Origin of the sequence: Pseudomonas sp. TAA207, assembly GCF_001529285.1 — a bacterium.
Classification (GTDB): domain Bacteria; phylum Pseudomonadota; class Gammaproteobacteria; order Pseudomonadales; family Pseudomonadaceae; genus Aquipseudomonas; species Aquipseudomonas weihenstephanensis.
Genome location: NZ_LLWJ01000061.1, coordinates 61,640 through 84,322, shown reverse-complemented (window position 1 = coordinate 84,322; position 22,683 = coordinate 61,640). Strand labels below are relative to the sequence as shown.

Below are 22,683 nucleotides of genomic sequence, written 5' to 3'. Positions count from 1 at the left end.
TTCAGACGTTCGGGTTGGAAGCGGCGCCCTTGCTGTCGGTCAAGGTTGGCGTGGCGTGCTTTTGCCCGGCCAGCACTTCACGGTCCATTGCCTCAATGCAGGCGCGCATCTGCTCGCGGCATTGCTCCATCAACGCAGGCATGTCGTCCAGCGTTAAGCCCGCTGTCGGGATGGCAGGCAAGGAGCGAATAAGGATGTCGGCACTGTGCCAGCGATTGAGCTTCAGGTGCTGGCTATAAGTGCTGGCGCAGACCGGCACGATAGGCACGCCCGCAGTAATGGCCATTTGGAATGCGCCTTTTTTAAACGCCAGTAATTCTTTGCCTAAATTGCGTGTGCCCTCGGGGAATACCCAGATCGAGGTGTCCTTTTGTTGCAAGGTACGGGTCGTGGTCAGCATTGACTTGCGGGCTTTATCAGCATTGCCGCGATCGATCAGCACGTTGCCGGCCAGCCAGAACAATTGACCGAATAGCGGGACCCACTTCAGGCTTTTTTTGCCGATGCACACCGTGCGACGCGGCACGACGTTGCCGAATACGAATAAATCGTAATTGGACTGATGGTTGGCAATGATTACGCAGCTTTGCGGTTTATCCATCAATGGGCCGACTTCAGTCTTCAGTTTATAGCCCAGGATCCATCTGGACGGCAGCGCATAGAGGCGCGCGCAAAGACGACTGTTATCAGGGTTGAAAGGTCGGCACAGGCCCAGCAGCACTCCCAGTACTCCGGCGGTCATAAAATGCAGACTCATCAACAGCATACGAAACGAAAGTAGCATTTACAGGCTCGTCAACACAAAAGGTGGCGCAGTGTACGGACGTGCACTGTATTCGGCAATTACTCCGATACACACAGGAGATGACTGATGTTTAAGCGCATGTTTCAGCGGGGCGATAAGGGGCGCGACAGAGCGGCTTTGCTGGAATCAACAGGCCAGGCAGGGGAGGTGAGCGACAGAGCTTGCGACCCGACTGCACAGGTAGTCGGGTCGCAAGAGGTTCAACCCATATGGTCTTGATCAAGGGTGATGGCAGCTTCCAGAGTATCCAGCAATGCCTTGCGCACTTTGAGCTTGGTGTTCTTGTGCGCTTTCATATTGATCTTCTTCAATTGGCGTGCAGCCTCAAGCGCTGCGCCGTGCAGCTCTTGCGGCTGAACCACTTTGTCGAGGAAGCCTGCGTCCACTGCGCTTTGCGGGTTAAACATCTCGCCGTTGATCACCGAACGATGGAAGGCCGACTTGCGCAGGCGATCGCGGGCCAGCTCAATACCGGCGTGGTGCATGGTCATGCCGATCTGCACTTCGTTGAGGCCGATGCTGAAGGGGCCATCGACACCGATCCTGTAATCGACCGACAACAGCAAAAAGGCACCCTTGGCGACCGCATGCCCGGAGCAAGCCACGATCACCGGGAAAGGATGCGCCAACAGGCGACGTGCCAGCGTCGAGCCTTGAGTCACCAGATCAACCGCCTGCTGAGGGCCTGCCGTCATCACCTTCAAGTCATAACCGCCGGAGAGAATGCCCGGTTGCCCGGTAATAATCACCACGGCGCGATCTTGTTCCGCTTGATCCAGCGCGGCATTAAAGGCGGTGATTACATCCGGCGAAATCGCATTCACCTTGCCATTGCACAAAGTCAGCGTGGCGATACCGTCTTCCAGGTGGTAGGCAATCAAGTCACTCATGGCGTCAATCCTTGTATTGAAGTGGAGCAGACGTTACCCAGCCCCACGGCACAGGTAAAGCGCTGTGACTGACTGGTGAGTCAGCTGATCGCGGCGCATCTTCTATATAGACGCTGGCGCAGCGGCGTATGGCGCCAACCAAGGCGTGGTGCAGGGGCCGACAATTGGCCGATTTGCCCCCCTGCAAGAGGCCAGTCATCAGCAAATCGCGTAAGCACATGAAAATTCTGAAAAAAAGATTTGTCATATCGAAAGGTTTCGACTACATTAGCGCGCCTCGACAGACAGAACATGTTTGAAGAGATACGGTGAAGTGTCCGAGTGGCTTAAGGAGCACGCCTGGAAAGTGTGTATACAAGAAATTGTATCGAGAGTTCGAATCTCTCCTTCACCGCCACATTAAGTAAACACAAACCCCTGATTTTCCTAGAGAAAGTCGGGGGTTTGTGGTTTTTGGCGTCTGGAAAATGCCCCCCCATGGGACTGGCGCGCTATTTTGGTGCGAGAGGCGGGGGGTTTACCAACAATTGGCAGAGGCAGCTAAAATGCGCTCAATCTGGCAAAAGGCTGATGCATTGCCGCGTTGCAAAGTGGACGCTATCCACTCTCTTCGGTGCGCCTCTGCGTATGGGATGGGGCGTAGTGCTGAAAAATCGACCCGTCTCTTAGCCTAATTACCAAAGGCAGTATTTCAGCTCACGTTACAAGTGAGTTGGAATATGTGTTTTTCGTCGTTGAAACGTTTACCCGCCAATACCTCAATGTTCGATAGTTGGGTTTCGTTCAGGTCGTAGCCCTCGTCGCCTCGCTGTGGGAGTGACCCGTTCATGATTTCGGCTAACTGGGCTTCGCAATCGTCAGGGAGGACTACTTCAAAATCTGGAAATTCGTTCTCTTTATCAAATGCTTCAACGATGAATTTCATGGCTTTCAGCTGAGCCTGCGAAAGATGACGGTGGGAGGTGGCGAATAGACGTTCGTACCCGCCTCTGATATTTAGCTGCAAAGCCCCATGCAGTACATCAGGTCACTGTTGATCGGGTCGCCCAGTATCGTCATAACCGCTATGGATTGATCTTGAGTTAGATCATTTTCACCCATCGGTACATCTCCTAGGCTATTCCAACCCATTGCAGCGAGAATTGCTGGCTGTAACTCTTGCGATACGACTTTCTCATACTGTATTGAATTATCCGGGTTTGGCTCTGGGTAAAAGCCACTGATTACAATGAAGGCCATTGGTAACACTCCTGATTTATTTTGTTGTGGTTTGTCTTTCGGACTTGGCTTTTCCAGTTTGTTCACCAGTAGTGGCGTCGTACTCGCCTAAGTGGTTTCCTTGCTTGTCGTACACCTCTACTGCCCCATGCTGATAGTCCCATTCGTAAATACGTTTTTTGCTTTCCCAGCGCTTGCGATTTCCTTTTTTACGGATACGGATAGCATCTGGGAACGCAGGAAGTGTAAGCGGGGGAGTGTGGTATTTGATATCCCCACCACCAAACGGTTTTGCATACACCACATACAACGACTTGAGGCCAGTTTCTTCCGGAAAGACCAGAATGCAGTCCTCGGTTGTAATGTCATCGCCAGGAAGGCCGTCAAGCTGGCTGTCCGTGTTTTCCGGGATCGGGTGTACGAGGATAGAGCCCAGTTGCTTGCTGCTTTCGTCGGGGTAACTCAGTGGTGGCATGCCTGAAGAGCTGTGTGGTGGCGTCCAAAGGATGGTGATCCCATTTAGCTCAGCCTCCATTGCAGTTTTGGTTGCGTTCCACTTCACTTGCACGATGCGTACTGAGTCATCACCTGACGCGCCGGTGTGAATGCCGTAAATCTGCATGACCCCTTCGGCATCACGTCGGAACTGAAAGCGCACCCGTGTGGTGGCCTTGTTCATGCTGCGCAGTTGTTCGTCGGTATGGAGTGTGCCGTCACCCATTTTGGTGGGGAGCATCCCCATTATAAAAACGCTGACCGGGCCTCCCGCGCCACGTATTGCCCACGTCATACGCTGTTGCATGATGCCGCCACCCGCTACGCGTGCGAGTCCGGCATCTGCACCGATGGCCATTGCCACTGCATTTGACGCAGAGGGCAAAAGCATGGAGGCAACCACCATGATGTTGCCGAAGTTGGAGGCGGGTTCGATGACCTTCCCTGCATCCGTGCTGCACCAGTTTTCAGAGACGCAGGACTTGGCGAAGACCTGGTCGGTGCGTTTCTTGGGGGATGGCCATTCATCTTTTGGGACGTACACCGGTTCTGGCACAGAGGGTTTTGCCCACGCTGCCCATGAGGCTCCACCGTTTGGGCGCTTCTGATGCCATGTCGAGTCTAAAAAAGGGTCGTCCTTATCGTCCTTCCTCATGTGAAGTCCCTGTATGAGTCCATATAAACCAAGGACATTGCCGCCCAATATCGGCTTGGGTCAATTTGACTTGGTAACTGTGAGTTTCAGCGCTCCGGTGTGTTTGGGGGATTCGACGTGTCTCAACTGCGGCGTGCGCTGTCATCTCCCAACTTCTCAATGACTAGGCTTGTCGCTATGAGCACTGCCCGCAAGCGCAGGCAGCCAACCATTCTTTACTTAGTCCACCCGATGGACTAGGCTGGCTGCATTGACCAACCATCGGGGGATAGTGACATGCAGACCCACAACATCCACGCAGCGAAAACACACTTCTCGCAGCTTGTTGATGCGGCAGCGGGCGGGGAGACCATCATCATCGCCAAGGCAGGCGTGCCAGTGGCCAAGCTGGTTCCTATTACAGCCCCCAAGCGCCGCGGGATGCTCGCTGGAGTGACATTCAACGCCGAGGCCTCGGACGCTCTGGATGTTGAAATAGCGGATCTGTTTGAGGGCAAGGCATGAGGTTATTGCTCGACACTCATATCCTGATCTGGGCAGCTATCGGCGACGACAAACTGTCTAAGGCGGCGGCCCAGCTTATCGACGATGAGGCCAACACCCTGTATTTCAGCGCCGCTAGCATCTGGGAGCTGACCATCAAGGGCGCCGAGCGCACCGGTGTTATTCCAGCTGTGCTACGCAAAGTGCTGTTAGATGCGGGCTATCTTGAGTTGCCGATCACTTCTGATTACGGGCTGACTGTGGGCAATCTGCCAAATCATCACCGCGATCCGTTTGACCGCATCATGGTGGCCCAAGCGCTTGCAGAAGGTATCAGCCTGGTGACACACGACAGCGCCATGCACGCGTACCCTCACACGATCATCGTTTGATCTGTGCGCTATCGACTTGCAAAGCCGCCCATCGAGGCGGCTTTTTTCGGTCTGTCATAAATAGACCTGTAAACACACCTTGTGAGCATTTGCGGTGTCGTCAGGAGAAGGTGCTGATCGGCGCCATGCCATTCCCCGTTCTTGAGATCCTCACTCTCCTGATGGTAAAGATTGCCCTCGCTCGTGCTACACGGGATCGAAATGGAGAGCTAGGCGCCTATGTCAATCCGTAGAAGGGTGGCTGTGCGCAATGGTGTAGCGACTTGTGGGATTTTTCCTACGTATTCGTAGGAGTCTTCCTCGTTCCTGCTTATTCAAGGACGAGCAACAATACCTCACACCTTCAGTCTCTCCAGATTTCGCCCCTACGAGCGGTAACAATGTCTACTCCCTCACTGCGCATATTGATCGTTGAAGACGAGCATCTTCAACGTTTGTCCATCGAGAAGATGTTCAATAAATTTGGATACCACCGCATTGCACCTGTCGGCTCTTTTGACGAACTGCTGGCCATGCTTGATCGCGCGGACGAGCCTTTTGATCTGGTGGTTATCAATACGGCATTGGTGCCTGAGACTGATAGACACTTTGAGACGTTCTGTATCCAGTGTCCGTACGTTCGTAACGCGCTGGTCTATGAGGGGCGTCCCAGGTTTGTCGCCGCGAACGATGAGAGGGAAGGGGGGGTATTCAAAAGGCTCCCAGGGGTACCTGACACGAGGATAATCGAAAACCTTATGTCCTCAATCGATCCCTGCCCGAAAGAGGCGGCTGCGTGTAGTGCCTTGAGTGGCAGAAGCAATACTTGATCCCTCAGAGGCCTCTGGCGGTTGCGAAACTGCAAAGAGTGCGTCGGTTTATTAATTGGGATTCCTGAGCCCCAGCAACGCCTCTTCCAGCATCCCGATCGCTGTTTCGACCTGAGCGACCAACGCCCTGAGCTGATTCAGTGATACTTGCGGGTCAATACACGCGATCTCAAGCTTGCGGCAGCACTGAACCAGGTGCTCGCCCTTTACCACTCGTGCTGCGCCCTTGATGCGATGGGCCAGTTCTACAAGCTTCTCAACCTCACCTTCTTGCAGTAATACCGTCATAAGTTGACAGTCCTTACGGTTGCTCTTGATCAACTCATCGAGAATTTTGCGCAGCTTTATCGGCTCGCTGCTGATCAAACCCTCCAGCGGGCCAAGATCAACCATTTGTACTGAGTCAGGCACCAACGCCAGTTGGGCCATTGCAGGCTGTTGTACCTCCTCCAAGTGTTGGTGGGCGAGCAAATGCGCGTCCAGTTCATCAACGCTGATCGGCTTGATCAGGCACTCGTTCATGCCCGCGAGAATGCACAGTTCAAGCTCTTGCGGCTGGGCATCGGCGGTCAGGCCGATGATCACAGTGGGCTCCTGTGCGTTGTCCTGTTCCTCGCGCCGAATGGCCCGGGTGAGTTCTGCGCCGTTCATGACCGGCATATGGCAGTCGGTAATCACCACATCGAACGCCTGCGTGCTCCAGCTCTCGAAAGCCTGCTGGCCATTTTCCGCTTCGCTGACATCGTGGCCCAAGTAGTTCAACTGCTCGGATAGCACCTTGCGATTGACCTGGTGATCATCAACCACCAGCACCTGCAGGCGATAACGCTGCCTGACTTGCGCTGGCGCCAGCAGCGGCAGCAGCGGCACGCTAATGGCCTCAAGTACCTGCACGCGCAACTCGATATTGACCTGCGTCCCCCGGCCCAACGCACTGTTCATGCTCAATTGGCCGCCCATCATTTCGCACAGCGAGCGGCAGATCACCAGGCCCAGACCAGTGCCTTCGGTGTGCTGCACATTGCGCTGCACCTGGGCAAAGGGGCGGAACAGGCGCTGCTGATCGACCAAACTGATGCCCACACCGGTGTCTTGCACGCTGAGGCTCACGTTGAGCAGAATGTTGTCGAGCAAGGCGCCCACGATACTGACCTTGACCGTGCCTTCCTCGGTAAATTTGATCGCATTGCTGACCAGATTGGAGAGGATCTGCTTGAAGCGCAGGGCATCGACCAGCACATCGCAATTGATGCTCGAATCGATCTCCAGCAACAGGCGCAGGCGTTTTTGCCGGGCCAGCCCTTCAAACACCCGGGCCACCGATTCCACCAACTCGCGCAGGTTGGCGCGGTTGGGCGACAGGCTCAGACGCCCGGATTCAATACGGGCGATATCGAGAATATCGCCGATCAACTCCAGCAGGCTTTTAGCCGAGGTGTGGGCAATTTCAATGCTGGCGCGATCAATGGGCTCATCAGTGGCGCGTTTGAGCGCCAACTCCAGAATGCCGATAACGGCGTTCATGGGCGTACGGATTTCATGGCTCATGGTTGCCAGGAAACTGCTCTTGGCCTTGCTGGCGCTGTCGGCCTGGCTCTTGGCCTCCTGCAGTTGCTGCACCAGTTGGCGGTGTTCGCTGATATCCAGCCAGCCGCAGATAAGACCCTTGGTGATGCCCTGGCAGTCGTGGAACGGTTGTACCCAATGGCTGACCGACACGATCTTGCCTTGCAGCTCAAGAAGATGCAGCGACTCGATGGTCTGACCGTTGCTCAGTGCTTGCTGATAGTTTTGATCAAGCTCAGGTGGGTTCTTGATGTGCTCGCCGGGTAACTCATGCACAGCCTTGTTCAGCACCTGATCCTTGTTCAAACCGATGCTTTTAAGGAAGCTGCGGTTGCACGACAGGATGACCCCGTTTACATCACACACATACAGCGGTGGTGGCATGCAGTCGGTCAGGGCTTCGACAAATTGCAGTTGGTCATTGAGCATGCGCTCGGCCTTGAGCCGGGCCTTGATCTGGCGGCGCAGGTAGATCACCCATACCAATACCAGCAACAGTAACAGCGCAGCGCCGACGACGATTTGACGGATCAGCCGTTCGTAATCCACCCAGGTTTGCCCGCTCATGCCCGGTGGCGCTCGCCAGCGGTTGGCAATGGCGCTGAGTTCATCCGGTGCAATGTTCTGCAAGACCTTGTCGATAATGGATTGCAGTTCCGCATCACTGCGGCGCAAGGCGAAGCTGGCCGTGCCCGGGCCCAGGTCCAGCATATTGTTGATGACCAGTTTGTCGCGAAATAACCGTTCGCTGTAATAGCGCGCCGCAGGCAATGCTATGACCGCGGCATCGGCCTTGTCTTCATAGAGCAGGTTCATCGAGTCCAGCGTGTCACCGGCCTCGATCAGCGTGGCTTTGGGATAGTTTCTGCGCAGTTGTTGTATGGCCACATGCCCGCTGGGAATGGCCACACGCTTGTCGACCAGGCTGTCCAGCTTGCCTTGTTGCGCTATGGTGCTAAGCAGCACAAAAGGACCGTTGATCACCGGCCGGGTAAAGCGCAGATGTTCCTCACGTTCGGGGCTGGCCGTCATCAGTGCCAGATCGGCATCGCCCTTGAGCAAGGTTTCGATGATTTGCGGGTAACCGCCGCCGCGCGAAATCACCTGAAAATGCAGCCCGGTGCTCAGGGTGATCACTTCCAGAAGATCGGCCACTTCACCGGAAAAAATCCCGTTGGAGTCAAAATAGGCACCCGGGGCCAGGTCATCGTTGATCACCAGTCGAGCTACCGGATTACGCTTTATCCAGCGCACCTGTTGCGGCGTAAGGTCGATCGGCTCTTCGCCGGGAATAAAACTGTTGCCGATCCAGCGCTTGGCCAGATGGGTAAGTCGATCGTCGCCAATGGTCTCAAGGGCGATATTGATCAGCCGCTGTAACTGATTGTTGTCTGCGCGCAAGGCATAGCTGTAACCGCCAATAGCCAGATCGCTGAAGCGCTCAAAGCGCACATAGCCGTAGAACGCATGATTGATCTGGTAATAGGCGCTGTACAGGTCGTCGACATACACATCCGCCTGGCCGAAAGCTGCGGCGGCAATGGCTTTGTCATGGTCGGCATAGACCTTCAAATCCGCCCGTGGATAGCGCCTTAGCAAGTCGTTCATATGCTCGTCGGTAGCCGCTACGCGCAAACCAGCCAGATCGCTGGGCGAATTACGTGGTTCGGCGCTGCGCTTGAACACAGCCAAGCGGTCCCGGGCATAAGGCTTGCTGAAGATCAACTGCGTGCCCGGCTCCTGGCTACCGTGGCTGCTGAGCACATCGATGCTGCCCTCCTGCAGCGCCTGGGCGGCGTCCTTGGCGTTGGCAAATGGCACGATCTTGACCTTAAGCACCAGCAATTGGGCAACAAGGGCTGTTACATCGGCACTGATGCCCTCGTACTGGTTGCTCTGAGCATTGATCGAGAAGGGTGGGGACTCGTCAGGCGATACGCCGACCCTGAGTTCGCCCTTGTGGCGCAGCCATTGCCAGTCTTTCTGGGTAATACCCAGGTCCTGACGGTCGATGCGCAATTGACTGGAGAGCGTTTGGGGGGCCGAAGTTAGTGCGCCAGCCTCCACGGGAGAGCTGATCAGTAGCGAGCATAAGGCCAGCCAGAACAAAGGTAAGTACATCGAAAAGAGACCGTGGAAGTCTGATGGGACGCAACGCAATACGGCATGGTCATCGTGGCTGGCGAGATTATAGTTCAAAGCCATCGCCTTTATTGCTCGGTGATGGTCCCGTGCTGGCGAGCAGCCTGATCCTGCAGTAATCGATAAAGTGGCTTTGCGGCATGGGCCGGGCAAATAGATAGCCCTGGGCAATGGTACAGCCCAGTTCGATCAGGCGGGTTTGTTGTGCGGCGGTTTCTACGCCCTCGATCACCAGCGAAATATCCAGCGCCCGGGCCAGAGCCACCGAGCAACTGATAATCGCGGCACACCTGGGGTTGCTTTGCATCTTGTGGGCAAACGCCCGGTCCAGCTTTATCTCGCTGAAGGGCAGCTCGCTAAGGCGATCCAGCGATGAGTAACCCGCGCCAAAATCATCCATGGCCAGGCCACAACCGAGCATGCGCAGGCGCACCAGATTCTCAAGGCTACTGGCCGGGGCGCTGAGCAGGCCTGTTTCGGTGATCTCGAAGATCACACAGGCTGCTGGCACCTGCGCGCGCTTGAGCATCATCGGAATGCGCTCGGTCAGGCCGCTGCATGCCAACTGCGCCGGATGCAGATTGAACGCCAAATGGATTGCCTGGCCCTGCGCTGCCAGTTGCTGGTGCAGGGCCAAACCCTGCTCGAACAGATGCCAGAACATTCTGTCGATCAGATTGTGCTGCTCCATCACCGGCAAGAAGTGTGCAGGAGCCAATACTCCCCACTGCGGATGCACCCAGCGCGCGAGCACTTCTGCGCCCACCAGATCCTGACCCGCAAGAGTGACTTTGGGTTGGTAATAGGCCTCGAACGCGCCGTTATCCAGGCCTTGCAGCACATCGTTCAGGGTGGGCAGCTCCGCCGGCAATAACGGCCTGGGCTGGGTGTTACAGTGCGCCTTATAACGTTTGGCCAGTTGGTTGAAACCCTCGATATTGAACGGCTTGCCCAAATCACCGAGAAAGGTGAGGCCAAGGCAGTGGATCATCAACACCGTAGCCTGACGCAGAATCGGGTCAAGCCCGCTGCACAGCACCACTGCACGCACCTTGCCGCTGCTGGTGGCATGACGCAGAAAGGCCAGGCCATCCATGCCGGCCATTTTCAGGTCACACAGCACAATATCCACATGGCTGCAGCCCGCCAGGGCTGTGATCGCCTCATCGCCGTCAGCCGCTTGCAACACCGTGCCCGGCAGCAGTTTTTCCAGCGCGGTCACAGTGACCAGCCGCTGGAAGGGTTCATCCTCCAGCACCAAAACCGTCAAGTCTTGCATCGCGCACATCTACTCAGAAAGGAGGGGAATCAGTGTGCTAGCGTACTGAAAGTGTCCAAATGGGAATTTTCCGATCTTTTCTAGGAAATTTCCGAAGCTAAACTTCACGAAGGCCTATAGCCAGATCCTGCCTGGCTAAGCGTGTTAGCCTTTACCGCTGTTCAGTGGCAAGCGCGTTCAAGAGGTTAAAGGCACCATGCATAGCGTTCTTATAGTTGATGATCACCCGGTGATTCTGCTCGCGGTCACGGTTCTGCTGGAAAAACATGGCATGCGCGTGGTGGGTGAAGCAGACAACGGGCTTGATGCTGTACAACTGGTGCGCGAACTGACGCCGCAGGTGGTAGTGCTTGATATCGGAATTCCCAAGCTCGATGGTTTTAGTGTGATTACCCGTATCAAGGCCCTGAATGTACGCAGTGAAATACTGATCCTGACTTCCCAGCCTGCCGACTCGGTGTGCAGGCGCTGCATCCAGCTCGGTGCCCGCGGTTTTATCAACAAGGAAGAAGGCCTGGACAAACTGATTACTGCCATCAAGGCCGTAGACGCAGGCTATACCTTCTTTCCCTCGCTGACCTCTGACAGCGTCAGCTCGTCAGATCAACTGACCGAGCTTAAGCAGATCCAGTCGCTGACCGACCGCGAATTGACGGTCTTGCAGCACTTGGCCCAGGGTTATTCAAACAAGCAGATCAGTGAAAAACTGTTTTTGAGCAACAAGACCATCAGCACCTATAAAACCCGCCTGCTGCAAAAGCTGAGCGTCAATTCGCTGGTGGACCTGGCCGAGCTTGCCAAGCGCAATGCGCTGACTGCCTGACCGCTAGCAGGAAAAAGCATGTGGGAAATTTCCTAGCATGCTATCGGCAACGTCCTACTCACTTTTACACTATCGCCCCCTAAAGTTGCCCCAGCTCAACGGTACTTCGATACCCGAGCTTGAGAAGGTTCCGGTGAACTTCCTCAAGGGAAACAACAACTTTAGGAGCGTGAAATGAAAGTTAAAACTTTGGCTGGCGCCATTATGGCAGTTACTCTGGTGGCAACTTCGGCTGGTGCAATGGCTGAAAATCAGGGTAATGGCGTCATTACGTTTAAAGGCTCCATTATTAATGCGCCATGCTCTATCGCTCAAGACTCGCAGTTTCAGACTGTTGAAATGGCGCAGGTTGCCAACGTTGCGCTGAGGGATGGTGGTCAGTCTCGCCCTACGCCTTTCCGAATCGAACTGCTCGGCTGTGAATTGGGTGTCTTGAAGTCTGCGACCGCTACCTTCACCGGTTCGCCGGCAGCCAACACTGACCTGCTGGCACTCAGAGGCACGGCTCGCGGTGCCAGCCTGGCTATCGCCGATCAAAACGGTACCCTGATCCCGCTGGGCAGTGAGTCGCCTGCACAGACGCTGTCTAACGGCGATACCTTCCTCGCGTTCAGCGCTTACCTGCAGGGTGACAGAGCACCAGGCACGCCGGGTGTAGGTGATGAGCCAGGCACACCTGGAGCGGCTGCTGAAATTACGCCGGGTGACTTCGAGACGTTCGCCAACTTTACCCTCGCTTATCAATAACTCGCTCCGTCATTGAGATGCCCCTGAGTACGTACTTAGTGCGTGCTTGGGGGAAGTTTTCGGAGGTGTTGATGATTCGCTCTGGCGTCCTGCTGCTGTTGTCACTGCTCCTGGTTCTGTACCTGTTTGGTGTGCAGGCCTGTGCCGCTGACCTACTGGCTAACAAGCAACAAGAAGGGCGTGTGCAATTAGTCGGCAGTATTGTGGATACGGGCTGTGCCATGCGCATGGGTAATGAAGGCCAAACGGTCACCTTTCAACCGGCCTCGCTGGATGGCCTGGTACGCGGTGAAGCCTCGTTTCAGCGGCCTTTGAATATTTACCTGAGTGATTGCGGCATCACCTACACAGGTTCCAATGCCCTATCGTCGCGGGCCTTGAAATTGACATTTGAAGGTGAGGTTGACGGTAATAATTTTAGCCTCCAGGGTGCAGTCAAAGGCATTGCATTGCGGATAAAGGATGCTCGTGGAAAGTTGATTGCGCCCGGCATGTTACTTGATGACAGCTCCGGTGTTGCTGACACCATGGTGCTTAATTACGTCCTGGAACTTGTCGGTACTGGAAGTGCACTTCAGGCGGGTAACTATCACGCCACTATCAAATTGAGTATTCAGCACTTCTGAGTGATTGAAGTGGTGAGGCTTTATAGATCAAGGATTGTATTCGCGTGGATCACCGTAAGGTATTGACTGCCACAGCGTTGTGTTGTTTGGCGACGTGGGCCAGTGCAGCCCAAGAGTTCGAGTTCAATACCGATGTATTGGACCTTAACGATCGCCAGAACCTTGATCTTGGGGTGTTTGCTTCGGCGAACTTCATCATGCCGGGGGAGTACACACTGATGGTTCATCTTAATCGCGATACGCTCACTGAATTCCCCGTTGTTTTTATTACCCCGGATGATAACCCGAAGAACAGTCTCCCCTGCCTCTCCCCAGCACTTGTAAATGAACTGGGTTTGAAAGAGCAAACAATTAAAAACCTGACCTGGTGGCGCGACGGTGCGTGTCTGGAGCTCAGCAGTATTCCCGGCATGCAGGCTCGTGGCGATCTGAGTACTTCAGGGTTGTACCTGAGCATCCCCCAGGACCAGCTGGAATACACCGCGCCGAATTGGGACCCGCCTTCTCGCTGGGACGATGGCATTACCGGTGCGCTGTTTGACTACAACTTCAACGCTCAGACCACCGACCGTAAAGGCAGTCGCAACGACAATCTGAATGGCAACGGTACTGTGGGTTTCAATCAGGGTGCCTGGCGCTTTCGCGGCGACTGGCAATCACAAATGCAGCGCAGCGCTGGCCAGGCCTCACAGCAACAATTCGCCTGGAGCCGCTTTTACGCATTGCGTGCCATACCGTCTTTACGTTCGAGCCTGATTGTCGGCGAAGGCTACCTGGACTCCGACCTGTTCGGCAGCTTCCGCTACACAGGCGCCAACCTGAGCAGTAACGACAATATGTTGCCGCCCAATCTTCGAGGCTATGCCCCCGAGGTCACGGGCGTGGCCCGCACCAACGCTCGCGTGGTGATCAGCCAGCAGGGCAGGGTGCTTTACAACACTCAGGTGCCGCCGGGCCCCTTTCGTATCCAGGACCTTAACGATGCGGTCAGTGGTCAGTTGGATGTGCGCGTCGAAGAACAGGACGGCAGTGTTCAGGATTTCACAATGGACACCGCCAGCATTCCGTATCTGACGCGTCCGGGGTCTGTGCGCTACAAGCTGACAGGCGGTAAGCCTTCCGACTGGGAGCATCAGATGGACGGCCCGATCTTCACCACTGGCGAGTTTTCCTGGGGTGTAAGTAATGGCTGGTCGTTGTATGGCGGCGCACTCGGCGCCAAGGATTACGGTTCGCTGGCGGTGGGTGCCGGCCGTGACTTGCTGGCTTTTGGCGCGTTGTCGGTGGATGTCACCCAATCCCGTGCCACTGTACCGGCCAGCAACAGTGCCCTGATGGGCAAGTCCTACCGGATCAGCTACTCCAAGCGCTTCGATGAGTACGACAGCCAGGTGACCTTCGCCGGCTATCGCTTCTCCGAAGAAAACTACATGAGCATGAACGAGTTTATTGAAGCCAGGCATGGTGATCGGCCGCTTAACCGCAGCAAGAACATGTACACCACCACCCTGAGCAAACAGTTTCGTGATGCCGGCCTCAGCCTGTATTTCAACTATAACCACCAGACCTACTGGGACAGCCGGGCCAGTGATCGCTTCAGCCTGTCGATGTCGCGCTACTTCGATGTGGGTCGTTTGAAAAATCTTAGCCTGTCGCTGACGGCCTATCAGAACAAATCCAATGGTGCCTCCGATGATGGTGCGTATCTGTCGGTCAGTATTCCCTGGGGTGGTACGGGCTCAATCAGTCTCAACACTTCGGTTAATAACGGAGATAGCACCCATACCTTGAGTTACTACGACAGCCTCGACGAGCGTAACCAGTACATGCTCAGCGCCGGTAAGACTTCAAGCGGCGAAACCGCCAGTGGCTTTTTCTCCCATCAAGGGGATCAGGCCCAAGTGGTTGTCAGTGGCAGTTACCAGGAGGGCGAATACACCACGGCCAGCCTGTCCGTAGAAGGCGGCGCCACCATCACCGGTCGAGGCGCGGCCCTGCACCGCAGTAGTGTAATGGGCGGCACCCGATTGCTGGTCGATACCCAGGGTGTGGCCGATGTACCGGTGCGTGGCAACGGCGCCGTGACCCATACCAATCGGTTCGGCAAGGCCGTGATCACGGACGTCAACAGCTACTACCGCAATCAGGCCAGTATCGATCTGGACACCTTGCCCGACGATGTTGAAGCAACCCAGTCCGTGATCCAGGGCACGTTGACCGAAGGCGCCATTGGCTATCGCAGCTTTGACGTGATCGCCGGAGCAAAGGGGATGGTCACCATTCTGATGGCCGATCGTGACGCCCCGCCCTTTGGTGCAACCGCCAAAAATAGCCGCGGCCAGGACACCGGCATTGTCGGTGAAGAAGGTTCGACCTATCTGAGCGGCATGCAACCGGGCGAAACCATGACGCTGAACTGGGGGGGCAACGACCACTGCCGCTTCACCCTGCCGGACAAGGTTGCTTCACTCAAATCACAACTGGAGCTGCTGTGTCAGCCCCTTGGCGACACAAGCAACGGCGCCACTTAATTTATGGCTACAGGAACCACCCATGATCTTCTGCAAACGTTACACCTTTGTACTACTCGCCATGCTTGGTGCAAGTACCGTACAAACCAGTCAGGCCGCTGTATCACTGGACCGCACCCGGGTGATTTTTATCGGCGGTGAAAAATCCGTCAGCCTGAGCATCAGCAACCAGAATGCGCAGTTGCCTTACCTGGCCCAGGGCTGGATCGAAAACGAACAGGGCGAGAAAGTCACCGGCCCCATGGTGGTGCTCCCCCCTGTACAGCGCCTGGAACCCGGTGCCAGCAGCCAGGTGAAGATCCAGGGCCTGCCAGAGTTGAACCTGCTCGCCCAGGATCGCGAGTCGATTTTTTACTTCAACCTGCGCGAAATTCCGCCGCGCAGCGACAAGGCCAACACCTTGCAAATCGCCTTGCAAACCCGGGTAAAGCTGTTCTACCGGCCCTTGGCGATTGCGCAAAAGAAGGGCTTGAGTGAAGCGCCCTGGCAGGAACAACTGACCCTGAGCCGTCAGGGCGAGCGCTATCAGGTTAACAACCCGACGCCTTATTTCATCACTCTGATTGAAGCCGCCCCGGATCTCAAGACAGCCAGCCCGGCGGACTTCAAGCCCATTATGGTCCCGCCCAAGTCCCAGCAGGATCTGGGCTTGAGCACCAAGGTGCTGGGCGACAAGCCAGTGCTGACCTACGTCAATGACTACGGCGGCCGTCCGCAATTGCAGTTCAGCTGTGTGGCGGGGACTTGCACCGCCAGCCCTGTTACCGACAAGAAATGACCTTGAGCCATGACCTCTTCAAGTGAGTTGAAACCATGATCCCTCGACTCCGCAACTGCCTGGTGGCCTTGCTCTGCTGCTCAAGTGTTTCAACCTTGTCCCAGGCCGCAGGTACAAACGTGCAGACGGCCGAGTTCCAGGTGATCGGCAGCTTGCTTGAAAGCGCGTGTTATCTGGACACCAGTTCCAGCCATCAGACCCTGGACCTGGGCAACCTGAGTACAGCTCGCCTGGCTCAAATGGGCGATCAGGGCAGGCCTGTAACGCTACAACTGAAACTGCAGGGCTGTGTACGCAGCGAGGGCGGGCGCCGGGATGACCGGCTGGGCACCCTGCTGTGGAGTGCCAGCGAGCCAGTGGCCACGCTGACCTTCAGCGCCGTGTCCGATCCAGATACCCCGGAACTGATCAAGGTAGAGGGTGCCAGTGGTGTTGGCCTGCGCGTGCAGGACGTTCAGGGGCGCAACCTGCATCTGGGGCAAACCGCGCCTGTGTGGTTTGTCACGCCGGGTGACAGCCAGTTGACTTACTACATCCGGCCTGAGCGCACCGCTGCACCGCTGCGTCCGGGCGCTTTTCGTGCCAGCCTGAATGTGAATCTGAGCTATGACTGAGCACTGCAAAATGTCGGCCCTGCGAGTGGCGCTTATGGTGCTGGCACTGGGTTGTGGGTCATTCGCGAATGCTGCCTCCAGTATGACTGTGACGATCAGCGGCACTGTTCTGGCGCCCACCTGTGTGATCAACGGCGGAAGATTTATTAATGCCTATTTTGGAGATGTTCAGACCGCCGATATCGATGGCAGTTACAAGACGATCCCCATCCCTTACACCCTGAATTGCTCCAGTGTCGAGAGCAGCGTCATTCGTATGCAAGTGAGAGGAACCCAGTCGTTTACTCCTGCATTGTTGGCTATTACGGGTATTCCCGAAGTTGGCATCCAGTTCATAAAAGACGGCACCAACCTTGCGATCAATACGTGGTCAAATTTCAATCGCACCAGTACACCTCGGTTGCAAGTTGTGTTGGTCAAGAGGGCTGGGAGTACCCAGATACGAACCGGGGCATTTTTTTCCAGCGCGACATTGATGGTTGAATATCTATGAACGTCCTGTCCCGAGTGCTGGCTGTTCTGTTGGCGTCTGCACTGCCTTTGGCATGCCTTGCTGTCGATATGCGTATGGATTTCGGCGGTAATATGATGGCGGCCCCTCCGTGTGTGATCAACGACGGTAAATTGATTGCCGCCACATTTGGCGATGTGCAAGTCGACGATATTGATGGCAGTTACAAGACCATCACCCTCCCTTACACCCTTGATTGCTCACTGGCGGTGAGCAATCAGGTTCGCATACAGGTGCAGGGGGCCGGCACCTGGTTTTTACCGGCTTTATTGGCAGTGCCGGGCAATGACGAACTGGGTATTGCGTTTAAAAAAGATGGCTCTGCGCTTGCGCTCAATACCTGGGCAAATTTCGATGCCAGCAAGAAACCGTTGCTGCAAGCAGTGTTGGCCAAAAGGACTCAAAGCAGCGAGATCGTAAATGGCACGTTTTCGGCCACCGCCACGGTGATGGTGGAGTATCAATGAACGCCTTAAATCGAGTGTTAACAGTTCTGTCGCTGGCTGCCTTGCCTTTGGCTGGCATGGCCGAAACCCTGCAGTTAAGCGGCACTCTACTGGCACGGCCCCTCTGTACGGTCAGTGACAAGGGCGGGCGTCTGGATGTGCGCTTTGGCAATCTCGCCATCAATCGCATCGATGGTGAGCAATACCGCAAGGCGATCCCTTATCAAATCAACTGTCCGGGTGCGAGTACCCGTACTTCCTGGCGCATGCGCCTGACCCTCAAGGGCAATCCTGCTGTTTTTGAACCTAAAGCGTTGCAGTCCTCTGTGCCGGACCTTGGCATCAAGGTATTGCTTGGCGGGGCCGAGCTTATTCCCGGCGAGCCTCAATTTATGCAGATCACCCCCACCGCCTTGCCGTTGCTGGAGGCAGTACCCGTCAAGCTTAAGGGCAGTGAGTTGCCGAGTATCGACTTCACCGCTTCGGCACTGTTACTGGCCGAGTTTTATTAGGAGGATTTATGGGCAAGTGGATCGTGAACCTGACCCTCTGGATTGCCCTAGGCCTGTGGTGGTCAGCAGCGGTGGCAGATGAAGACAACCTGTACTTTTCCGGCTCGCTGGTCAATGAGCCTTGTATGCTCGCGGCGGAAGATGCCCAGGTTGAGCTGGATTTTTTAAGCGTTGTGGACAAGGACCTTTATCTCAATGGCCGCACCCGCGGGCGGCCCATGACTTTGCACCTGCAGAATTGTCAGTTGGGCACAGGCAACAGCAGGGTCAGTATCATGTTCAGCGGGCCTGAAAGTATCGACCCACCTGGGCTGCTGGTATTGCAAAGCGGCGATGTGCACGGTGTCTTGTTGGGGTTGGAAACTGTCGACGGCAAGCCCTTGGTACTAAATGAAACCCACAATATGGGGGCGTTTATCAAAGGCAGTAACTTGATAAATTTCAATGCTTATCTGCAAGGGGAGTCGCAGGCGTTGGTAGATAGGAACATAGGGTTGGGGGCGTTTTATGCGGCGTTAAGTTTTACGCTAAGCTATGACTAGTTGATGGGGCGTTTGATTTTTAAAAACGATCAGGTTGTTTTTATTTTAAGTCTTGCTGTCTCGTGATGGTTAAGATCCCCGTCTCGCATTAATTGCCAGGTTATTTATATGCGGCTGATTTTAGTGTTTGTGGTGCTGTTATTTGGTTTTATATCGAGGGCACATGCTACCGCTACCTTCGTTGTGACGTCGATTGTGTCTGAGGGTGGGTTTACAAGAATATCCTATACGTTAAGCGGATGGTCTCTTGAAGACTCAGGATTAAGTGCCTGTGGTAGAACTAATCGGAATTGCCAAGTACGTCCAGAGCTTAGGTTGGTGGGTTCGCAACTTAGTGGTGGTCAATGGACCGTTACTACGGGTCTTAACCGTCCGGTGACGTTCGGAGATATTCTTCGTGAGCTTAATAGTATGGGGGTGTTTATGCCTTATAGCGATTCGTACTTGATAGAGTCAGCCTGGGATCTTACGGGGGGGTGTATGGTTTATACTACGGCCAGCGGCAATATGGGTGGCCCTGCATATGATCTTACTAATTGTGTGCCATTAAGGCCGCCAACACCTCCGGTGCAATGCAGTATTAGTGGGAATGCGACTGTCGACCATAGAGCGCTGTCCGGCTCAGAACTTAATGGCGCACAAGCATCGACCCGTCTCAATGTTAGATGTAATGCTTCTGCCAGCATCTCTGTCAGGGCAGCCCGTACAAACACTTGGGGCGTCAGGCTTAGAAATGATGACAGTCTTTACTCCGTAGTGACAATCAATACTCGGGATGCCACCAATGGCATTAATATGTCGGTTACAAACAATCTGGATAGTCCACTTAATATCATTTCCACTTTAGTCACCCGAGGCACTGTCACCCCAGGCCCTTTTTCCGGATCTACAGTGATAACGGTGTCCCCTAATTAAGCCAGCATCTGTGTGTGATATGGCCAATCCTTGTAGCAGCCTCGTTCCTTCGGCAGCTGCTACGTGTGTTTGCCAGCATCCACGCCCCCAGCAACGCCATACCGGCCAGTAAGTACATGCCTGCATGGGGGTGGACTGCCCACGCTGCCCATGAGGCGCCACCGTTTGGGCGCTTCTGAAGCCAGAGCAAGTCTAAAAAGGGTCATTCTTATCGTCCTTCTTCATGCGACGTTCCTGCGTGCGTCAATGTTGAGGCCAGCAGGGTGCAGTCCAATCTTGGTGTGGGGTAATTTGACGCAGTAAAAAGTATTGTCGCAAGTGCTTTTCGTGCTGCACACGAAGCGCATGCGGGGTTGATAACGGGTTTACAGGACAGGGTTTATCTTTTAAAACGATTTAGCGCACAGGTCATGGCGTTTTTTTTATTCTGGCCTACTCTTTGTCGTGGTGTTAACAGCGCTGACGCTGATAAACGGCGGCTTGGGTGGCTGCTTGGAGGTTGTAAGTTATGTACTGTCTTGCTCGCTATGGAGGGACCCATAATGCGTATAGATTGGCAAGGAGCTCGGGATGTAAAGGCAGTGTATGGTCCTCTTATAGAGGGCGAGTTAAATAGTTCTGTCATTGAACGCGACCGAACATCGACCCCGATAAGTCACGATTTAATTTCGAAGTTTGCGCAGTTAGGTCTTTATAAGTACCACCTGCCTAAATCAAGGTGCGGCTTAGGGCAGGGGTATGCGGCATGGGGCCAAGTGCTGGAAAAAATTGGTTATTTGTCTGTGGATGCCTCCTTTCCGTTTTTGATCTCGGTGCGGATGTCTTTTATTACAGCCCTGCTTGCCCTCGGGCGTGATGATGTTAATGATCAGTACATTAACGATCTGGTAGAAGGGAGAAGAGGCGGGGCGTTTGCCTACACAGAGAATGCGGATGCATTCACATTCACCTCGTGTGCGGTGCGCGATAAAGATATTGACTATTTCGTACTGAATGGGGTGAAGGAAATCGTGACTGGCGCTGAGACAGCTGATGTATTTATGGTGTTTGTGCGCAGCAATACGTTGGATGTTCAGGTTTTTTTAGTGCGTGCGGATGATCCGGGTGTTGTTGTGTTGCCTCGCGTCATGCTGGGGTGCCGCTCCACCGGAATTTCATCTCTGTCTTTAAATAATGTACGGTTGCACAAAAGTCGTTTGTTGGTGGCCTCGGATGGACTCGGTTTTGCCCAGCGTTACTTTCTTAATTGTCGACGATCCTTGCAAACAACGTTGTTCTTAGGGCGGGCGCGGGCAGTCATTGAAGCAGCCGTAGATTATGTGCACCGTACGGTACGTAATCAGCAGCGCTTGATTGACTTTCAGCATGTACAGGCTGTGGTGGGTGAGATGTATATCCTGCTTGAGTCTGCACGCGCTTTTGTCTATCACGCCTTACTTCGACAGGATCTGGGCGCATCGGATCCTTATTGGGATCCGGTGTCATCATCCGCTAAATACCAGGCGGTTGAGGCTGTTAATAAAATTGTCTCGATGGCACTGAGCATCACAGGAGGTTGGGGGTATACCGAAAACAGTGGTCTTGGTCGGGCGCAACGGGACTTTGCATCCTTGATTGCGGGTGCGGACCCTCAAGAGAAGCTTAAGGTGGATCTCGGTATTTATAAAATCCATGAATTGGAGATGCAGGAACAGCGCAAGTATCAGCAGGAGTTAAAGGAATGAATATTAAGCTATCGGGAAACCTTGCAAGGTTCATGGGTTACGCACGTGAAATGAGTATTGATGTTGAACCTCAGGACACAGTTAAGAGTGTGATCCTGAAAATAATCAGCCTACACCCGGATCTCCGTGCTGTTGTTCTGGATGGCCAAGGGCAAGTTAAGAAAAGCTTTCTGGTCTCGCTAAATGGTGAAAAGCTATCTGTTGATTCGCTGGATGTAAACGTTAATAACCACGATGAATTGGATGTTTTTACGGCCATTGCAGGAGGTTGATATGTATATTGATCGCAGTGTCTCTAGTGTCCGGGCCATCGACCCTACCTTGTTCAGTCCTATACAGTTTCATCCACATGCTCTGCTTGAGTTTGGCGTAAATGATGTGTGCGCCTGGTTTATTAAATATTTAGGCGTGTCGATTGCTCGGCAGCTCAAGGACTATCAGCAAAGTATGGTTGTCGTCGGGTGTGAGATTAATTATGCTCGCCCCTTTCAATTCTTCGATGCGGCTGAGTTTACGGCGATTCTAGACAAGGTGCGGTTAAGGCAATCGAATACGGTGCTCGAGTTTTTTCATGTGTTCGCCGCCCAGGAAGAGGTGTTTGCGCGCGTTATTCTGCATTGGAAGTTATTGCGACTTGATGGAGCAGCCGCCTTGTCCGCCGTCTCGGGACACATGCATGAGTCATTGTTGGTGCGATTTAAAGAAGAGGAAATAGACTCATCGCCCATTCAGCGAAAGCTGTTGACGTACGTCAGTGAGGTTGAATACTCAAGTCCTGTTTGCGTTGAGGGCTCTCTTGATATCACATTGCATCGACATCAGTGCGAGGTGGCTGATCAATGGACATTTTTTCAATTGACCTCTTTGGTGGCGCAGGCGCGTGAATGTTTGGTGATGTCTAAAGCCGCTGCTCAGTATCGGATGAGTAAAGTATTGGGCGTCCCCTTAAAACAAGTCGCCATGGAGCTAAGTTGTCCTGTTTATTTATTTGAACTGATGCGTGTGCACACAAAACTTTATAAGTGGCAAGGGCAGTGGGTTTTCATCCATCGTATTTATAATGTTGACCGGGGTCATGCATTAGCGGCCACAGTCGTTGAGCGGTTTGAATAAACGCAGCCACATCCCGGTGCTCGTAAACATGACGTCCGGTACTTTTTGCAGTGACCGCTCGTCGCCC

24 protein-coding genes and 1 tRNA gene are annotated in these 22,683 nt (G+C 54.3%); 18 read left to right on the top strand and 7 right to left on the bottom strand.

Features of this window, described 5'->3' with window-relative positions; all coding sequences use genetic code 11:
* Position 1: 1 nt before the first annotated feature.
* Both AP059_RS07995 and AP059_RS07990 read right to left on the bottom strand, forming a co-directional pair.
* Positions 2 to 784, bottom strand: a complete 783-nt coding sequence (locus tag AP059_RS07995) for a lysophospholipid acyltransferase family protein (protein ID WP_059762758.1) — start codon at positions 782 to 784, stop codon at positions 2 to 4.
* A 221-nt stretch (positions 785 to 1,005) separates the two neighbouring features.
* Entirely contained in the window at positions 1,006 to 1,695 is a 690-nt protein-coding gene (locus AP059_RS07990; protein ID WP_048400844.1) for a crotonase/enoyl-CoA hydratase family protein, read from the bottom strand.
* 307 nt (positions 1,696 to 2,002) lie between these two features.
* Here AP059_RS07990 and AP059_RS07985 point away from each other — a divergent pair.
* Positions 2,003 to 2,092, top strand: a tRNA-Ser gene (locus tag AP059_RS07985).
* Between the two features lie 294 nt (positions 2,093 to 2,386).
* Here the strand turns inward: AP059_RS07985 and AP059_RS07980 are convergent.
* The 3 genes from AP059_RS07980 to AP059_RS07970 form a co-directional block, all read right to left on the bottom strand.
* Positions 2,387 to 2,620: a DUF7683 domain-containing protein gene (locus tag AP059_RS07980; RefSeq protein ID WP_059762757.1), complete on the bottom strand. Its 234-nt coding sequence runs from the start codon at positions 2,618 to 2,620 to the stop codon at positions 2,387 to 2,389.
* A 71-nt stretch (positions 2,621 to 2,691) separates the two neighbouring features.
* Positions 2,692 to 2,934, bottom strand: coding sequence for a pyocin S6 family toxin immunity protein (locus AP059_RS07975; protein ID WP_059762756.1), 243 nt, complete (start codon positions 2,932 to 2,934; stop codon positions 2,692 to 2,694).
* A gap of 16 nt (positions 2,935 to 2,950) precedes the next feature.
* On the bottom strand, positions 2,951 to 4,063 hold the full coding sequence (locus AP059_RS07970; RefSeq protein ID WP_059762755.1) for an S-type pyocin domain-containing protein: 1,113 nt from the start codon (positions 4,061 to 4,063) through the stop codon (positions 2,951 to 2,953).
* 276 nt (positions 4,064 to 4,339) lie between these two features.
* Here AP059_RS07970 and AP059_RS07965 point away from each other — a divergent pair, with 276 nt between their 5' ends.
* The 3 genes from AP059_RS07965 (at position 4,340) to AP059_RS07955 (ending at position 5,747) form a co-directional block, all read left to right on the top strand.
* Positions 4,340 to 4,567 carry a type II toxin-antitoxin system Phd/YefM family antitoxin gene (locus AP059_RS07965; protein ID WP_059762754.1) on the top strand — a complete coding sequence of 76 codons (228 nt, stop codon included), beginning with the start codon at positions 4,340 to 4,342 and terminating at the stop codon, positions 4,565 to 4,567.
* Positions 4,564 to 4,938 (top strand): type II toxin-antitoxin system VapC family toxin, encoded by a 375-nt coding sequence (locus AP059_RS07960; RefSeq protein WP_059762753.1) that lies wholly within the window; start codon positions 4,564 to 4,566, stop codon positions 4,936 to 4,938. The genes AP059_RS07965 and AP059_RS07960 overlap by 4 nt, the downstream gene beginning before the upstream one ends.
* Positions 4,939 to 5,318: 380 nt before the next feature.
* Positions 5,319 to 5,747, top strand: a complete 429-nt coding sequence (locus AP059_RS07955) for a response regulator (protein ID WP_059762752.1) — start codon at positions 5,319 to 5,321, stop codon at positions 5,745 to 5,747.
* 51 nt (positions 5,748 to 5,798) lie between these two features.
* On the opposite strand, the gene AP059_RS07950 is transcribed toward AP059_RS07955, so the two are convergent.
* Positions 5,799 to 9,512, bottom strand: a complete 3,714-nt coding sequence (locus tag AP059_RS07950; protein ID WP_256209755.1) for a transporter substrate-binding domain-containing protein — start codon at positions 9,510 to 9,512, stop codon at positions 5,799 to 5,801.
* Complete coding sequence (locus AP059_RS07945) at positions 9,502 to 10,734, bottom strand: EAL domain-containing response regulator (RefSeq protein WP_059762751.1); 1,233 nt, start codon at positions 10,732 to 10,734, stop codon at positions 9,502 to 9,504. The genes AP059_RS07950 and AP059_RS07945 overlap by 11 nt, the downstream gene beginning before the upstream one ends.
* A 196-nt stretch (positions 10,735 to 10,930) precedes the next feature.
* Between AP059_RS07945 and AP059_RS07940 the strand changes: the two genes are divergently transcribed.
* The 14 genes from AP059_RS07940 to AP059_RS07880 all read left to right on the top strand — a co-directional run bounded on the left by AP059_RS07940 (position 10,931) and on the right by AP059_RS07880 (position 22,616).
* The gene (locus tag AP059_RS07940) at positions 10,931 to 11,557 is read left to right on the top strand and encodes a response regulator transcription factor (protein WP_059762750.1); all 627 of its coding nucleotides are present in this window, start codon (positions 10,931 to 10,933) and stop codon (positions 11,555 to 11,557) included.
* A 174-nt stretch (positions 11,558 to 11,731) separates the two neighbouring features.
* Positions 11,732 to 12,304 carry a fimbrial protein gene (locus AP059_RS07935; RefSeq protein ID WP_059762749.1) on the top strand — a complete coding sequence of 191 codons (573 nt, stop codon included), beginning with the start codon at positions 11,732 to 11,734 and terminating at the stop codon, positions 12,302 to 12,304.
* Between the two features lie 71 nt (positions 12,305 to 12,375).
* Complete coding sequence (locus AP059_RS07930; RefSeq protein ID WP_059762748.1) at positions 12,376 to 12,930, top strand: fimbrial protein; 555 nt, start codon at positions 12,376 to 12,378, stop codon at positions 12,928 to 12,930.
* 44 nt (positions 12,931 to 12,974) lie between these two features.
* On the top strand, positions 12,975 to 15,461 hold the full coding sequence (locus tag AP059_RS07925) for an outer membrane usher protein (RefSeq protein WP_203302918.1): 2,487 nt from the start codon (positions 12,975 to 12,977) through the stop codon (positions 15,459 to 15,461).
* A 22-nt stretch (positions 15,462 to 15,483) separates the two neighbouring features.
* The gene (locus tag AP059_RS07920) at positions 15,484 to 16,239 is read left to right on the top strand and encodes a fimbria/pilus periplasmic chaperone (RefSeq protein WP_059762747.1); all 756 of its coding nucleotides are present in this window, start codon (positions 15,484 to 15,486) and stop codon (positions 16,237 to 16,239) included.
* A 35-nt stretch (positions 16,240 to 16,274) separates the two neighbouring features.
* Positions 16,275 to 16,853, top strand: a complete 579-nt coding sequence (locus tag AP059_RS07915) for a fimbrial protein (RefSeq protein ID WP_082706773.1) — start codon at positions 16,275 to 16,277, stop codon at positions 16,851 to 16,853.
* Positions 16,854 to 16,863: 10 nt separating this feature from the next.
* Entirely contained in the window at positions 16,864 to 17,346 is a 483-nt protein-coding gene (locus tag AP059_RS07910; RefSeq protein ID WP_165599921.1) for a fimbrial protein, read from the top strand.
* The gene (locus AP059_RS07905; RefSeq protein WP_059762744.1) at positions 17,343 to 17,831 is read left to right on the top strand and encodes a fimbrial protein; all 489 of its coding nucleotides are present in this window, start codon (positions 17,343 to 17,345) and stop codon (positions 17,829 to 17,831) included. The genes AP059_RS07910 and AP059_RS07905 overlap by 4 nt, the downstream gene beginning before the upstream one ends.
* Positions 17,828 to 18,322: a fimbrial protein gene (locus tag AP059_RS07900; protein ID WP_059762743.1), complete on the top strand. Its 495-nt coding sequence runs from the start codon at positions 17,828 to 17,830 to the stop codon at positions 18,320 to 18,322. Before AP059_RS07905 ends, AP059_RS07900 begins: the two co-directional genes overlap by 4 nt.
* An 8-nt stretch (positions 18,323 to 18,330) precedes the next feature.
* Entirely contained in the window at positions 18,331 to 18,864 is a 534-nt protein-coding gene (locus AP059_RS07895; RefSeq protein WP_059762742.1) for a fimbrial protein, read from the top strand.
* 108 nt (positions 18,865 to 18,972) lie between these two features.
* Positions 18,973 to 19,779, top strand: a complete 807-nt coding sequence (locus AP059_RS23225) for an MrpH family fimbial adhesin (protein ID WP_441295892.1) — start codon at positions 18,973 to 18,975, stop codon at positions 19,777 to 19,779.
* A gap of 542 nt (positions 19,780 to 20,321) precedes the next feature.
* Entirely contained in the window at positions 20,322 to 21,503 is a 1,182-nt protein-coding gene (locus AP059_RS07890; protein WP_059762741.1) for an acyl-CoA dehydrogenase family protein, read from the top strand.
* Positions 21,500 to 21,775 (top strand): MoaD/ThiS family protein, encoded by a 276-nt coding sequence (locus AP059_RS07885; protein ID WP_059762740.1) that lies wholly within the window; start codon positions 21,500 to 21,502, stop codon positions 21,773 to 21,775. The genes AP059_RS07890 and AP059_RS07885 overlap by 4 nt, the downstream gene beginning before the upstream one ends.
* 1 nt (position 21,776) lies before the next feature.
* On the top strand, positions 21,777 to 22,616 hold the full coding sequence (locus AP059_RS07880) for a hypothetical protein (protein WP_059762739.1): 840 nt from the start codon (positions 21,777 to 21,779) through the stop codon (positions 22,614 to 22,616).
* Positions 22,617 to 22,683 lie beyond the last annotated feature (67 nt).

Coding starts and splice junctions, on each gene's coding strand:
- AP059_RS07995 (WP_059762758.1), bottom strand. CDS start 784: ATGCTACTTTCGTTTCGTATGCTGTTGATGAGTCTGCATTTTATGACC.
- AP059_RS07990 (WP_048400844.1), bottom strand. CDS start 1,695: ATGAGTGACTTGATTGCCTACCACCTGGAAGACGGTATCGCCACGCTG.
- AP059_RS07980 (WP_059762757.1), bottom strand. CDS start 2,620: ATGAAATTCATCGTTGAAGCATTTGATAAAGAGAACGAATTTCCAGAT.
- AP059_RS07975 (WP_059762756.1), bottom strand. CDS start 2,934: ATGGCCTTCATTGTAATCAGTGGCTTTTACCCAGAGCCAAACCCGGAT.
- AP059_RS07970 (WP_059762755.1), bottom strand. CDS start 4,063: ATGAGGAAGGACGATAAGGACGACCCTTTTTTAGACTCGACATGGCAT.
- AP059_RS07965 (WP_059762754.1), top strand. CDS start 4,340: ATGCAGACCCACAACATCCACGCAGCGAAAACACACTTCTCGCAGCTT.
- AP059_RS07960 (WP_059762753.1), top strand. CDS start 4,564: ATGAGGTTATTGCTCGACACTCATATCCTGATCTGGGCAGCTATCGGC.
- AP059_RS07955 (WP_059762752.1), top strand. CDS start 5,319: ATGTCTACTCCCTCACTGCGCATATTGATCGTTGAAGACGAGCATCTT.
- AP059_RS07945 (WP_059762751.1), bottom strand. CDS start 10,734: ATGCAAGACTTGACGGTTTTGGTGCTGGAGGATGAACCCTTCCAGCGG.
- AP059_RS07940 (WP_059762750.1), top strand. CDS start 10,931: ATGCATAGCGTTCTTATAGTTGATGATCACCCGGTGATTCTGCTCGCG.
- AP059_RS07935 (WP_059762749.1), top strand. CDS start 11,732: ATGAAAGTTAAAACTTTGGCTGGCGCCATTATGGCAGTTACTCTGGTG.
- AP059_RS07930 (WP_059762748.1), top strand. CDS start 12,376: ATGATTCGCTCTGGCGTCCTGCTGCTGTTGTCACTGCTCCTGGTTCTG.
- AP059_RS07920 (WP_059762747.1), top strand. CDS start 15,484: ATGATCTTCTGCAAACGTTACACCTTTGTACTACTCGCCATGCTTGGT.
- AP059_RS07915 (WP_082706773.1), top strand. CDS start 16,275: ATGATCCCTCGACTCCGCAACTGCCTGGTGGCCTTGCTCTGCTGCTCA.
- AP059_RS07910 (WP_165599921.1), top strand. CDS start 16,864: ATGTCGGCCCTGCGAGTGGCGCTTATGGTGCTGGCACTGGGTTGTGGG.
- AP059_RS07905 (WP_059762744.1), top strand. CDS start 17,343: ATGAACGTCCTGTCCCGAGTGCTGGCTGTTCTGTTGGCGTCTGCACTG.
- AP059_RS07900 (WP_059762743.1), top strand. CDS start 17,828: ATGAACGCCTTAAATCGAGTGTTAACAGTTCTGTCGCTGGCTGCCTTG.
- AP059_RS07895 (WP_059762742.1), top strand. CDS start 18,331: ATGGGCAAGTGGATCGTGAACCTGACCCTCTGGATTGCCCTAGGCCTG.
- AP059_RS23225 (WP_441295892.1), top strand. CDS start 18,973: ATGCGGCTGATTTTAGTGTTTGTGGTGCTGTTATTTGGTTTTATATCG.
- AP059_RS07890 (WP_059762741.1), top strand. CDS start 20,322: ATGCGTATAGATTGGCAAGGAGCTCGGGATGTAAAGGCAGTGTATGGT.
- AP059_RS07885 (WP_059762740.1), top strand. CDS start 21,500: ATGAATATTAAGCTATCGGGAAACCTTGCAAGGTTCATGGGTTACGCA.
- AP059_RS07880 (WP_059762739.1), top strand. CDS start 21,777: ATGTATATTGATCGCAGTGTCTCTAGTGTCCGGGCCATCGACCCTACC.